This window comes from Rhodococcus sp. PSBB066 (assembly GCF_017068255.1).
Classification (GTDB): Bacteria; Actinomycetota; Actinomycetes; order Mycobacteriales; family Mycobacteriaceae; genus Rhodococcus; species Rhodococcus aetherivorans.
Map to the genome: position 1 here is coordinate 1,836,452 of NZ_CP070859.1, position 13,831 is coordinate 1,850,282.

The window sequence follows — 13,831 nt, forward strand, 5'->3', positions numbered from 1 at the left end:
AGAGCGGCCAACGACTGCGCAACGTCGCCGCGACGGCTCGATAGGACCCCAACACGACATCAAATCAAACCACTGTGCCCACCGTCACAACGCGCCATGGTCGTGATCCGGGCGTTTCGGGCGGCTACTCTCAGCGCGATCACCGACCGGGAAAGGGAGCATCCACATGGTCCGGCGCCGAGCCGACGGCAGGCTGTCGCGCCGCGCCGCCGTGCCCGCCGAACCGTCCCCGCCCGCCCGGCGCCAGGTCGGCGCCGACCCCGATGCGCCGCTGTGGCGGGCCGCGCAGGTGTTCCGGCTCGTCACCGTCGTCTACGCCGTCAGCTCCCAGTTCTCCACCGTCGCCCACTACACGTCGCCGCGGCTCAGCTGGTTCTTCGTCGCCCTGCTGGCGGTGTGGTCCGGCGTGTCGGCGGTGCTGCTGGCGCAGGGGGTCGGGCAGCGCGCCGTGGTGGTCGGCATCGACCAGGTCGTCGCGGTCGCGCTCATGGGCGCGACGCGGCTCGTCGCCGGCCACGACTGGTACAGCGCCCACCAGACGCTGCCCACCACCCTGTGGGTCGCCAACGCCGTGCTGTCGGCCGCGATCCTGGGCGGTCCCGCCGCGGGAGTCGCGTCGGCGCTGGCGATGGCGACGGTCAGCGCCGTCGTCCGCGACCAGGTCAACCTCGACCTGTGGCGCGACGCGACCGCCCCCGTGCTCGTCGCGGTCGGCGTCGCGATGGGATTCGCCACCACCACCGCCCGGCGCGCCCACCGGCAGCTCGAACAGGCCGTGCGTGTGGCGGCCGCCACCGAGGAACGCGACCGGCTCGCCCGGGAGGTACACGACGGGGTGCTGCAGGTGCTGGCCCTGGTGCGGCGCCGCGGCACCGCGCTCGGGGGCGAGGCCGCCGAACTCGCCCGCCTCGCCGGGGAACAGGAGGCGGCGCTGCGGATGCTCGTCTCCGAGCAGGACACCCAGCTCGACCGGGGCGAGGAGCTCGTGGACCTGCGGGCGCTGCTGCGGGCGCAGGCCGGTGCCGGCGTCACCGTCTCCGCGCCCGCCGACCCGGTCCTGCTCGACCGCGTCCGCGCCGCGGAACTGGCGGCGATCGCCGCGACGGCCCTGACCAACACGACGCTGCACGCGGGCGCAGGGGCGAAGGCGTACGTGCTGGTCGAGGACCTCGGCGACGAGGTGATCCTCAGCATCCGCGACGACGGGGTGGGCATTGCGGACGGCCGTCTCGCCGAGGCCCGCGCCGAGGGGCGGATGGGCGTGTCGAAGTCGATCGTCGGCCGCGCGCAGTGGCTCGGTGGCGCCGCCGTGCTCGACAGCTCGCCCGGCCAGGGCACCGAATGGGAGATCCGGGTGCCGAGGAGAGGAGCACGAGGTGCGTGAGGGCAGCAACGCGGCGAACGGTGACGGGCCGATCACGGTGATGATCGTCGACGACCATCCGATGTGGCGCGACGGAGTCTCGCGGGACCTCGACGCGGCCGGCTTCCGCGTCGTCGCCACCGCCGACGGGGTCGGTGCGGCCGCGCGCCGGGCCGCGGCGGTGCAGCCGACCGTCGTGCTGATGGACATGTCGCTGCCCGACGGCACCGGCACCGAGGCCACCGTCGCCGTGCTCCGGGTCTCCCCGGCCAGCCGCGTGCTGGTGCTGTCCGCTTCCTCCGAACGCGACGACGTCCTCGGTGCGGTGAAGGCCGGCGCGTCCGGATACCTGGTCAAGAGCGCGTCGGCCGCGGAGCTGGTCGAGGCCGTGCGGGCGACCGCCGCCCGGCAGGCGGTGTTCACGCCCGGACTCGCCGGGCTGGTCCTCGGGGAGTACCGCCGCATGTCGTCGGCCGCCGACCGGCGCGCGCCCGCCCCGCCCACCCTCACCGAGCGCGAGACCGAGGTGCTGCGACTCGTCGCCAAGGGACTGTCGGCCAAGCAGATCGCCGCGCGGCTCACGCTCAGTCACCGCACGGTGGAGAACCACGTGCAGGCGACCCTGCGCAAGCTGCAGCTCGCCAACCGCGTGGAGCTCACCCGTTACGCGATCGAGCAGGGGCTGGACTAGCGCACCGGAGCCGCACCGGTCCTCTAGAATTCGACCGCTCCCGCAGTTCCGGTGCGGCGGTGGCGTGCTCGATCGAAAGGCGGAGCGATCGAAAGGCGGGGCGATCGAAAGGCGGGCGGGATGAGTTCCCCTGGCGTGGCGCTCGGCGTGCTGGGAGGCTTCGCCGCCACCGTCGACGGACGACCGATCGACCTCGGCGGCATCCGGCAGCGTGCCCTGCTCGCCGCCCTCGTCGTCGCGTTCCCGGGCGACGTCTCGGGGGAGCGGCTGCTCGAACAGGTCTGGCACGACGTCGACGACCCGAAGACGAGCTCGCTGCACTTCGCCGTCTCCAAGCTGCGCGACCGGCTCAGCCCGCAGCGACCGCGCGGGGACGAGGGGGTGATCGTCCGGGAGGGCTCGCGGTACCGGCTCGCCCTCGCCGCGGAGCAGATCGACGCCGTGCGGTTCGCCGACCTCGTCGCGCGCGGCGACCGGCTGCGCGAGCAGGGCGCCGCTCAGGCCGCGGCCGAGGCCTACGCGACCGCGTTGTCGTGCTGGCGGGGGTCGCCCTACGCCGACGTCGCCGACGCCGAGTTCGTGCGCCCCGAGGTCGCGCGGCTGACGGCGATCGAGTTGCGCACCCGCAAGGCCCTGCTGCAGATCCGGCTGGACCAGGGCGGCTCCGACGACGTCGTCGAGGCCGCCGAGCGGCTCGTCGCCGCGCATCCGCTCGACGAACGGGCCTGGGAACTGCTGGTCGTCGCCCTGTACCGGGCGGGCCGGCAGGCCGACGCCCTGGCGGCGCTGCGCCGCGTGCGCACCGTGCTCGACGGCGAACTCGGCATCGAGCCGGGCACCGGGCTGCGCGAACTCGAGACGGCGGTGCTGCGGCAGGACGACGTCCGGCTGCTCGGGACCGCCGGGGTCTCGCCGGGGCCCGCCGCCGCGCTGGGCACCCCGAGCGCGACCTCCAACGTGCCGTCGCCCCGCACCGCCCTCGTCGATCGGGCCCGTGAGCTCGCGGACGTCGGCGCGGCGCTGGCCGGGGAACGGTTGGTCACGCTCGTGGGGCCGGGCGGGGTCGGCAAGACGCGGCTGGCGGTGGAGGTGTGCCGCAACGGCGGTGAACGTCCCGCCGACGGGCCGTGGTTCGTGGACCTGGCGGCCGTGCGGGCCGATGCGCTGGTGGCCGCGACGGTGGCGTCGGCCCTGCAGATCCTGGGCCCCGGGACCGTCGACCACCTGGCGACGGTGCTCGCCCCACGTGAGTGCGTCCTCGTGCTGGACAACTGTGAGCATCTGCTCGACGGTTCGGCGGAGCTGGTGACGGCGCTGCTCGAGCGCTGCCCCGGCGTGCGGATCCTGGCGACGAGCCGGGAGCCGCTCGGCCTCGACGGGGAGTGGGTCTACGAGGTGCCGCCGTTGGACGAGTGCGCCGCCGTCGAGTTGTTCGGCGTCCGGGCCGCCGGGGTGGTGCCGGGCTGGACGATCCACGACGGGGTGACCGAACCGGTGCGTCGCATCTGCACCGAGCTCGACGGGATCCCGCTCGGGATCGAGCTCGCGGCGGCGCAGCTGCGGGTGCTGTCCGAGCAGCAGATCGCCGAGGGGCTGAGCGACCGGTTCGCGCTGCTGCAGGGCGGCTCCCGCACCGCTCCGCCGCGGCAGCGGGGGCTGGCCGACGCGATCGAGTGGAGCTACCGGCTCCTCGACGACGAGCAGGCGCGGCTGCTGCGCGAGGTCGCGGTGTTCGCGGGCAGCTTCGACATCGAGGGTGCCGCCGCCGTGCACGGCAGCACGCCGCCGCTGAGCGTCCTGCCGCCGCTGACGGCCCTCGTGCGGCGGTCGCTGCTGCGGGTGGAGCTGTCGTCGTCGCCGCGGCGGTACTCGATGCTGCAGACCATCCGCGAGTTCGCCCTGGCCCGCGCGGACGCGGCCGAACGGGACCGGATGGCCGACGTGCACCGCCGGTTCGTGCTGCGGCGGGCCCTCACGGCGGTGCCGCACCTGCGCGGCTCCCGGGCACGGCAGACCTTCGACGCCCTGACGGCGGACATCGCCGAGCACCGTGCCGCTGCGGCCTCCGCGCTGGCCGCCGGTGATCCCGTCTACGCGCTCGAACTCGCCGGGGCCCTCTATTGGTTCTGGTATCGGCGGGGGCACATCCGGGAAGGTCTGGAGCTGATATCGGCAGCCCTGGGCGCGGTCGAGCGGACCGGTACCGCCGTCGCAGCGGCAACCCTGTCGTCGGCGCTGACCGGCCTGGGCGGACTCACCTACCTGGCCGGGGACGCGGCCGGCGCGGCGGCCGTGCTGGGACGGTCCGCCGACGCCGCGGGGAGGGGCGGCGACATTGTCACCGAGGCGTGGATGCGGTCCTGGTGGGCGTACTGCTCCGCGATCACGGGCCCGTCCGACGAGTTCCTGCACGCAGCGCACGAGAGTGCGGACGTCCTGCGCCGGGAAGGCGCCGTGTGGCAGCGCGCCGACGCCCTGCTCATCGAGGGCATGATCCTGCGCTTCCTCGGCCAGCCGCAACGGGCGCAGCAGGTGCTGCGCGAGGCGGTCGCGACAGCCGAACGTTGCGGCCACGGCTGGGCGGTCGGCTCGGCGTCGTGGACACTCATGCGCACGGCGATGGACGTCGGGGACACGGACGCGGCGCTCGACGCGGTCCGGGTGATGCAGCCGGTCCTCGAGGCCGAGCGGGATGTGACGTCGTGGCTGGTGCTCGTCCACAGCGCCGCGGCCCTGGTGGCCCGGCTCGGTACTCCCGACGTCGGCGCGATGCTCCTCGGGGCGGTCCGGGCGCTCGGCGGCCGCATCGGCTTCCTGCCCGAGGTGATGGATCCGGTCGACGGGCCGCGCGAGGCGGCGGTCGTCCGCGACGCGCTCGGTGACGCCGAGTTCGAGCGGTGCGCGAGCCTCGGCGCCGGCCTGGACCGGGACGAGGTGAGCGCGCTGCTGGCCGGCTGTGCCGGACGGGGCACGTCGGTGCGCAGCCGGAGCTAAGCGGCAGCTAAGCGGTGGCGGTTGTCCTGGAAGGGACCGAGATCCGATCCTTCCGAGGAGCACCATGTCCCACCCGACGCCCCAGACCCTGGCCCCCACGTCCGTCGTCGACCTGCTTCGGACCGCCGTCGCCGGTGTCGTACACGCCCCCGAGGACGAGGGCTATCGGCTGTCCGCCACCGGCTTCAACCTCGCCACCGTCCACCGCAGCGCCGCCGTCGTGGTCGCCTCGAGTGCCGCCGACGTCGCCGCCGCGGTCCGGATCGCGGCCGAGAACGGGCTGGCTGTCGCGGTGCAGGCCACCGGCCACGGCGCCGCCCCCGCGCCGGAGAACAGCATCCTGGTCGACACCGCCCTCCTCGACGGGGTGAGCATCAACCGCGCCGAGCGCACCGCCACCGTCGAGGCCGGGGTCCGCTGGCAGCAGGTGCTCGACGCCGCGGCCCCGCACGGGCTGGCGCCGCTGGCCGGCTCGGCACCGGGCGTCGGGGTGGTCGGGTACACGCTCGGCGGCGGGCTCGGCCCGATCGCCCGCACCCACGGGTTTGCCGCCGACCGGGTCCTGCGGATGGAGGTCGTCACCGCCGACGGGCAGCTGCGGCGGGTCACCCCCGACGACGAACCCGACCTGTTCTGGGCCCTGCTCGGCGGCGGCGCGGCATTCGGGATCGTCACCCAGATGACGTTCGAACTCCTGCCCATCCAGACCCTGGACGGCGGCGGCCTCTTCTACGACATCGCCGACGCCCCGGCCGTGCTGCGCCGCTGGCGGGACTGGATCTCCGCGGCGCCGACCTCGGTGTCCAGCTCGCTGGCCATCGTCAACTTCCCGCCGCTCCCGGAACTGCCCGAGCCGCTGCGCGGCCGCACCGCCGTGCACGTGCGGTTCGCGCACGTCGACGACGCCGAGGACGCCGGCGCCCTGCTCGCCCCGCTGCGCGCGGTGGCCACCCCGGTCCTCGACACCGTGACCGAGATCGTCTACCCCGCCCTTGGTTCGATCCACGCCGACCCCACCGACCCGATGCCAGGCATGGAGCGCTCGGCGCTGCTGCGGGAGCTGCCGGACGCCGCCCTCGACGCCCTGCTCGCCGTCGCGGGTCCCGCCGGCGCGCTGCCGATCGCGCTCGCCGAGGTCCGGGCCATGGGCGGCGCGCTCGGTGTGCCGCCCGAGACCCCCAACGCCGTCGCGGGCCGCGACGCCGCGTTCACCCTGTTCACCGTCGGGGTGCTGGTGCCGCCCATCGCCGACGCGGTGCCCGGAGCGCTCGAGACCGTCGTCGGGGCGATGGCGCCGTGGGCCACCGGCGGTGCGCTGATGAACTTCGCGGGCGGCGTGGACGGGCCCCCGGCCGCCCGGGTGGCGAACGCGTGGACCCCCGCCCAGCGGACCCGGCTCGCCGAGATCCGCGCGGCATACGATCCCAGCGGCGTCTTCGCGCCCGCCGCGCGATGGGCGGCAACGGCGATCTGAGCCGACCGCATCCGTCCGTCCCTCGGCTCCACGACCGTCGGGCCGGCGCGCCAGCGCCTACCCTGATGATCCCGGCGCGCCAGCGCCTACCCTGATGATCCCGGCGCGCCAGCGCCTACCCTGATGATCCCGGCGCGCCAGCGCCTACCCTGATGATCATGGAGTCGAGGGATCTGCGTGTCTCGGACGCCGAGCGCGAACACGTCGGGACGCTGCTGCAGCGCGCGGTCGGGCAGGGGATGCTGTCGCTGGGGGAGTTCACCGAGCGGATGGACACGGCGCTGGCCGCCAGAACCCGCGGAGAACTGAACGCCGTGCTCGTCGACCTGCCCGGAATGCAGGTGCGGCCCGAGTACCTGCCACATCCGATGCAGCCCACCCCCGCCCCGGCGCCGCCGATGGCCGGGCCGGTGCCCCCCGCCCCGCCCTCGCATCTGCAGACACCCACCATCCGCGGCCGGTTGTCCAACCTCAGCCGCAAGGGGCGGTGGGAAGTGCCACCGGTGCTGCGGCTCGACACCCTGATGTCCTCGGTGACCCTCGACTTCACCGAGGCCGTCATGCGCACCCAGGTGGTGCGGATCCAGGTCGAGGACTACCTCAGCTCCATCACCCTGATCGTTCCCGCCGAAGCCACGGCCGACATCAACGGCCTCGACACCGTCGCCGCGAGCGCCGAGTCGAAGGTGCGCAACGGGCCCCCGTTCGGCCCGCTGCATCTGATCGTCGTCGGCACCGTCCGCCTCGGTTCCGTCAACGTCAAGCACCCGCTGGGCACGACGCTGCGCAAGCTGCTGGGCTAGCCGGCCGGCGGTCCTCGAGGAGCGTCGGGCCTGTCGGTCGGTGGAGGCGCACCCGTGTCGGTCCCAATGCGTGTTGGTGCGACGAAAGGAAGCGGCCCGCCCGGGCCGGAACGCTTATGGCAGAGCTTGCGCGTGGCGAGAACACCACCATCCCCTCGGGGCCGGTGACGGTCGCGGTGGCAGGTGCCCGGCAGGGCACGGTCGATCTGATGGTGTTCCAACTCGGCGCCGACCAGCGTGTCCGTAGCGACGCCGATTTCGTGTTCTTCAACCAGCCGGCCTCCCCGGAGGGCGCGGTCCGGTTGGTCGCGGCCGACCGGATCGGTGTCGATCTGGCCGCGATACCCGCGGGGATCGAGCGGCTGTCGGTCGCGGTCGCCCTCGACGACAGTGTGCCGGGCAGCTTGTCCGCCGTCCCCGGTCTGGGCGTGCAGATTGCCCACCCGGCGGGCGAGACGACGGCGCCCGCGTTGGGGTTGAGCACCGAGCGGGCGGCGGTCCTGCTCGAGATCTATCGCCGCAACGGCGCGTGGAAGCTTCGCAACGTCTCCGCCGGGTGGGACACGGGCCTGTCGGCGCTGGTGGTCCACCATGGGGTGCAGGTCGACGATCAACCCGCCAGTGCCGAACCTGCCGCGGTGGCCCCGCCGCCTGCGGTCGTGGACAGCGCTGGTGTCCGCACCGTCGCCGGCGAAGCGAAACTCTCGTTGGAGAAGCGGCAGAGGCTGGACCTGCGCAAGCGGGAAGTCGCCAAGGTGCTGCTGGACAAGGGCGCGGCCGGGGTGCGGGCCCGGGTCGTCCTGGTGATCGACAAGACCGGCAGCATGCACCGCGAGTACACCAGCGCACGCATCCATCAGGTCGTCGAGAGGATGGTGCCGATCGCGGTGCAGGTCGACGACGACGGCACCCTCGAGCCGTACCTGTTGCGGTCTCGTTCGCCCGGCTGCCGGACATCGCCGTCCACGATGTCGAGTCCTGGTGCGCGACGTATCTGCATCTCGGTGGGGTGCACGGGGGCATCGACTACGAACAGATCGGTGGCTACAACGACGAGCTGCCGGTGATGGGGGAGATCATCTCCACCCTCACCGCGGGGGCGTCGATGCCGACGCTGGTGCTGTTCTTCACCGACGGCGGCTTCCACAAGAAGGGCCCGATCACCGCGTTGATGAAGAAGGCATCCGGTCTGCCCGCCTTCTGGCAGTTCGTCGGCCTCGGCAAGGCGAACTACGGCGTGCTCGAAAAACTCGACACCATGAGAGGGCGGGTGGTCGACAACGCCGGGTTCTTCAGCGTCGACGACATCTCCCAGGTCAGCGATGCCGAACTCTATCGGCGCCTGCTGGGTGAGTTTCCCGACTGGCTGCGCGCGGCGCGCGCCGCGCGCATCGTGGGCTGAACTGCGACGGGGTCCGCACCAACACTACGATGAGGGCGGTGCACAAGCCCGCATGTCCGGTAGTGATACTCATGCCCGCGGGCGCCGCTCCGCGGACCATGTAGGGATGAGTACGCCGACCCCGCCCGGCCTCGATCCGCGGCTCGTCGCCCAGCTGTCCGGCGAGTGCTACGCGCTCGAACAGCACCTGTACGCCGTCGGCGCGCACGTCGCACATCTGCGGGCCCAGCTCGACCGCCTCGTCGTCGCGCCGGCCCCGGCGCCCGTGCCACCCATGTCGCGGGCCCCGGCGCCACCACCGCCGCCGGTCCCGTCCGTCGCCCCGCCGCGGCCGCCGGCGCCTGCGCGGGAACCGTGGTGGCAGCGCGACGGCGTGATCAGCCGTCTGCTCGCCGTCGCCGGGGTGGCGGTCACCCTCATCGGCGTGGTGATGCTGCTCGTGCTCGCCGCGCAGGCCGGTGTCTTCGGTCCCGTGCCCCGCGTCGTCTCCGGTGCGGTGCTGTCGGCCGCGCTGGTGGCCGCCGGGATCCGGGTGCACCGCCGCGACGGCGGACGCGTCGGCGGTGCCGCCCTGGCCGCGACCGGTTTCGCGGGCGGCTACCTGGTGGTCTTCGCCGCGACCGCCTACTACCGGTGGGTGCCGGCGGTCGTCGGTCTGGCCGCCGCGCTCGTCGTCGCCGGCGCCGGGGTCGCGCTCGCGGTGCGCTGGTCGGACCGGATTCTGGCCGTGCTGCTCGTGCTCGGGGCCGCGCTGCTCGCGCCCACCCTGTCGGACGGTGATCCGTTGCTGCTGCTCGGCTTCCTGCTGGTGCTGCTCGTCGCGAGCTTTCCGGCCCAGTGGCACCGCAACTGGGCGCTGCTGCATCTCGCGCGGGTCGTGCCGATCGCCGCGGTCCTGCTGGTGTCGATCGCCGGGGCCGAGCTTGCCGAGCGGGGCGAGCTCGCCTGGCTGGTCGGCTTCTCGGTGGCGGTCGCCGCATTCGTCGCCGGCACCGCGGTGCTGCTGCTGCGCCGGGAGCCGGGCGACGTCGTCGCCGCGGTGTGCCTGGCGGTGGCGGCGCTGCCGCTGCTCGCCGTCGGGTTGCGGCTGGACCGGTGGCCCGCCGTCGCGCTCGAGGGCACGGCCGCCGCCGGGTACCTCGTGTTGTTCGCCCTCGCCGGGCCCCGGTCGCGTCCGCTGCGGGTGGCGTCCGTCGCGGTGGCGGCGTTCGCGCTGCTGCACGCGTGCCTCGCGGGCGCGAGCCCCGACGCGGCTGCCACGGTGCTGCTCGCGGTCGCCGCCGGGTATGCCGGTGCGGCCGCGTCGATGCGGTCGCGCCTGCTGTACGTCGCCGGCCTCGGCTTCTGGGTGCTCGGAGGAGCGATGTTCTACGACGGCGCCGAACTCGAGAACCTCACCGACCGGGAGCTGGCCGTGGACCGCCTCGACGCGGCCACGCTCGTCACGGCCGTCCTGCTCGCCGCGGTGACGCTGCTGCTCGCGTGGACGGCGACGCGACTGCGGCTCGTCCGCGAACGCGGCGTCCCGTGGATGTGGAGCGGTGCGGCACTCGTGGTGCTGTATGCGGTGACCACGGCATTGGTGACCGCGGGCGTCCTCCTGGGCGGTGCGGACGCCGGATTCGTCGCCGGGCACACCGCGGCGACCATCTGCTGGATGATCGCGGCGACCGCGATGCTGGCGCTCGGCCTCGCCCGCACCGAGTACGCGCACGCCGCGCTGGCCGCGGGGCTGTCGCTGACCGGCGCCGCGCTGGCGAAGCTCTTCCTGTTCGACCTCGCTGCCCTCGAGGGAGTGTGGCGGGTCGTCGCCTTCATCGTGGTGGGCCTGCTGCTGCTCGCCGCCGGTACCCGGTACGCCAAGGCGTTCGCCGGACGCTCCGCCGCCCCGGAGACCGGCTCCGGCCGGGAGACCGGATCTGGCTCGGCGGAGCCGGGACCCGGCGAGGAGTGACCCGCTCGGTCAGCGGCGGCGCTGCCGCGCGATGAGTTCACTCACGCTGATCGACTGGCTGTTCTCGGCACCGCCGTGCCGGCCGCGCTGCGAATCCTGCGCGTCGGTCTCCGGTCGGTTCGCCGGGGCGTCGTCGGCCCTGCCGGCGGGGACGCTGTCCTGCGCCGGAGGCGTCGTCGACGGCCGGTCGCCCGCGACCGGCTGATCCGCCGTCCGCGGGTTGGCCCGTCGCAGCTGCGAGAGCCAGTTCTCGATTGCCTGCGGGTCCCGGGTGGGCGCGCCGGACGAGCGCGGCTGCGGCTGAACCTGCGGCCGCACGTACGTCTGGGTCACCGGGGGCGGCACGTCGCCGCGCTGCCGGCGGGGCAGCGGTGGTGTGGCGGGCGGGGAGGACCGCTGGTCCTGCACGGGCGGGACCTGGCCCGGCACTTCTCGCGGGGGCTGGGACGGTGTCTGCTGCGACGGTGTCTGCTGCGACGGCGCCTGCTGCGGGCGGGGGCGCTGGGGCAGGGGACCCTGCGCCTGCGGTTGCGGGGCCGGTGGCCGCTCGGTGCGCGGTTGCTGCGGCTCGGGTGCCGGCGGGCGGGGACGGTCCTGCGGGGGAGCGGGCCGATTCGGCGCCGGGATCCGGCCCGACGGATTCTGCGCTGCCGGCGCCGGCTGCTGTGGCCGTGCCCCGGGAGCCGCCGGGGTCGCCCCGGCCGGACGACGCCGGGGCGGCCGGTCCCGGTCCTCCGGTGCCCGTGCCGGTGGCTCGGCCGGGCGCGGGGCGCGTGGCGGGGCCGACCGGCGCGGTGGCGGCTGCAGGTCGCGGACGCGCCGCTGCTCGGCGGCCGAGCGGGGTGCGGCGATCTTCGGCAGCGGCTGCGTCATCGGATCGTCCGTGGCGACGCCGGCGACGGTGGGCAGGCGGTGCGACCCGGTGGCCGCGACGGTCGCCGGACCGAACATGCCGACCGTGATCAGCTCCGGCACATCCTGCGGCATGAGCTCGTTGTCGAGGATCGGCTCCGCGAGCCCGATCCTGGCCTGGATCCGCTTCATCCACGCCGGTGCCCACCAGCAGTCGTCGCCGAGCAGTTTCATCGTCGCCGGCACGAGCAGCATGCGGATCACCGTGGCGTCGATGATCAGGGCCGCGATCATGCCGTAGGCGATGTACTTCATCATCACCAGTTCGGAGAAGCCGAAGGCGCCGGTGACGACGATCAGGATCAGCGCCGCGGCCGTGATGATGCGGCCGGTGTGCGCCGTGCCGATCCGGATGGATTCGGTGGTGCTCGCCCCCTGCGAGCGGGCCTCGACCATGCGGGAGAGCAGGAAGACCTCGTAGTCGGTGGACAGGCCGTAGATGATCGCGATGATCAGCACGAGCACCGGCGACATGATGGGACCGGGCGTGAAGTTCAGCGGCCCGGCCCCGTGACCGTCGATGAAGATCCACGTCAGGATGCCGAGGGTGGAGCCGAGGCCCAGCGCACTCATCAGCGCCGCCTTGATCGGCAGCACCAGCGACCCGAACGCCAGGAACATCAGCAGGGTCGTGAGCACGACGACCACCGTCACCATCAGCGGCAGCGTGTTCATCAGCGCGGCGATCGAATCCTGTTCGATCGCCGGTGTGCCGCCGACGAGCACCTCCACGCCGTCGGGCCACTGCGCCGCATGCAGGTAGTCGATGGTCTCGGCGGAGTTGTTGCGGTCCTCGAGCCCGGCCTTGACGACGCGGACGCCGTCCCGGGCGGGACCCTCGATGGTGAACTTCTCCACCAGGCCGGGGGCCGCGCTGGCCGTCTGGATGATCTCGTTGAGGTCGCCGCCCTCGGCGCCGCGGACGACGATGCGCACCGGCTCCGCGCGCTGGCCGGGGAACAGTTCGTCGAACTGTTCCTGGGCGAGCCGCGTCGGATGGTCGGGCGGCAGGTAGGTCTCGTTGATGCCGCCGAACTTGATGCCGGTCAGCGGCACGATGAGCAGCAGCAGGCCGATCACCGTGGGGATGGTGACCTTGAGCGGGTTGCGCATCACCCACCGGGTGATCCGTCCCCAGATGCTGTTCTCGACCTGCTCGTTGGACTGGATCTGCCCGAACCGGGACCAGCCCCACTTGTCGATGTTCCGGCCGAGGATGGCGAGCATGGCGGGCAGCAGCGTGATCGAGGTGATCGCCGCCAACGTCACCGTCGCGATCGCGCCGTACGCGACGGACTTGAGGAAGCCCTGCGGGAACAGCAGCAGGCCGCCGAGGCTGGTGACGACCATCGTGGCGGAGAACACCACGGTGCGCCCGGCCGTCATCACCGTGCGGCGCACGGCGGCGGACGCGGCGTAGCCCTCGGCGAGTTCCTCGCGGAACCGGGACACCATGAACAGGCCGTAGTCGATCGCCAGGCCCAGGCCGATCAGCGAGACCACGGGCGCGACGAACGAGTTGACCTCGGTGAAGTTCGTGATGAGCCGCACGATGCCGTTCGCGGCGACGACCGTCAGGCCGCCGGTGATCAGCGGCATCGCGGCCGCGATCACGCCGCCGAAGACGAAGAACAGCAGGATTCCGACCGCCGGGATGGCGAGGAGCTCCATGCGCTTGATGTCCTGCGCCATCGTGTCGTTGAGGGCGCCGGAGATCGGTTGCAGGCCGGCGAGCTGCACGTCGACCCCGTCGATGAGGAACTCGTCCTTCACGTCACGGAAGTTGTTGGTCAGCTCGGTGTCGTTGTCGCCCGCGATGGCGACCGACGCCACGGCGTGCTGCCGCGACTGGTCCGCCAGCGCCGGCACCGCCGGGGCGCCGTTCGTCGGCCAGTACGCACCGTTGATCTTCAGGATCTGATCCGGATGGTCCGCGACCAGCGAGTTGAGACTGTCCTTGACCTTCGCCGCGAACTCCGGATCGTCGACCGTCCTGCCCTCCGGCGCCGTGTACAACGCCAGGACGTCGCCGTTCGTGTCGCGGCCGAAGGTGCCGTCGGCCAGCTTCGCCGCAGCGACGGACTCCGAGCCGGGATCGTCCCAGCCGCTCTGACTGAGATGATCGTTCAGGCTCGCGCCGTACCCGGCGAGCCCGAGCAGACCGGCCACCATCACCGCGATGACGGTGAAGCGCGCACGGTGGACGAGCTCTCCCCAGCGGTCGAACACGAAACTCTC

At 73.4% G+C, this 13,831-nt stretch carries 7 protein-coding genes and 1 pseudogene; 7 read left to right on the forward strand and 1 reads right to left on the reverse strand.

Annotation, left to right across the window (positions count from 1 at the left end):
- Positions 1 to 166 precede the first annotated feature (166 nt).
- The 7 genes and pseudogenes from JYA75_RS08620 to JYA75_RS08650 all read left to right on the forward strand — a co-directional run bounded on the left by JYA75_RS08620 (position 167) and on the right by JYA75_RS08650 (position 10,681).
- A complete protein-coding gene (locus tag JYA75_RS08620) occupies positions 167 to 1,384 on the forward strand; it encodes a DUF5931 domain-containing protein (RefSeq protein WP_203329873.1) in 1,218 nt (405 codons plus the stop codon).
- Between the two features lie 40 nt (positions 1,385 to 1,424).
- Positions 1,425 to 2,054: a response regulator transcription factor gene (locus JYA75_RS08625; protein ID WP_203330164.1), complete on the forward strand. Its 630-nt coding sequence runs from the start codon at positions 1,425 to 1,427 to the stop codon at positions 2,052 to 2,054.
- A 120-nt stretch (positions 2,055 to 2,174) separates the two neighbouring features.
- Entirely contained in the window at positions 2,175 to 5,048 is a 2,874-nt protein-coding gene (locus JYA75_RS08630) for a BTAD domain-containing putative transcriptional regulator (RefSeq protein WP_239010549.1), read from the forward strand.
- 64 nt (positions 5,049 to 5,112) lie between these two features.
- Positions 5,113 to 6,522, forward strand: coding sequence for an FAD-binding oxidoreductase (locus JYA75_RS08635; protein WP_203329874.1), 1,410 nt, complete (start codon positions 5,113 to 5,115; stop codon positions 6,520 to 6,522).
- 158 nt (positions 6,523 to 6,680) lie between these two features.
- The gene (locus JYA75_RS08640) at positions 6,681 to 7,325 is read left to right on the forward strand and encodes a DUF1707 domain-containing protein (protein ID WP_203329875.1); all 645 of its coding nucleotides are present in this window, start codon (positions 6,681 to 6,683) and stop codon (positions 7,323 to 7,325) included.
- A gap of 116 nt (positions 7,326 to 7,441) precedes the next feature.
- Positions 7,442 to 8,727, forward strand: a pseudogene (locus JYA75_RS08645) (VWA domain-containing protein).
- Positions 8,728 to 8,833: 106 nt separating this feature from the next.
- The gene (locus JYA75_RS08650; protein ID WP_006940228.1) at positions 8,834 to 10,681 is read left to right on the forward strand and encodes a DUF2339 domain-containing protein; all 1,848 of its coding nucleotides are present in this window, start codon (positions 8,834 to 8,836) and stop codon (positions 10,679 to 10,681) included.
- A gap of 9 nt (positions 10,682 to 10,690) precedes the next feature.
- Here JYA75_RS08650 and JYA75_RS08655 read toward each other — a convergent pair whose 3' ends face one another.
- Positions 10,691 to 13,822 (reverse strand): MMPL family transporter, encoded by a 3,132-nt coding sequence (locus tag JYA75_RS08655; RefSeq protein WP_006940231.1) that lies wholly within the window; start codon positions 13,820 to 13,822, stop codon positions 10,691 to 10,693.
- Positions 13,823 to 13,831 lie beyond the last annotated feature (9 nt).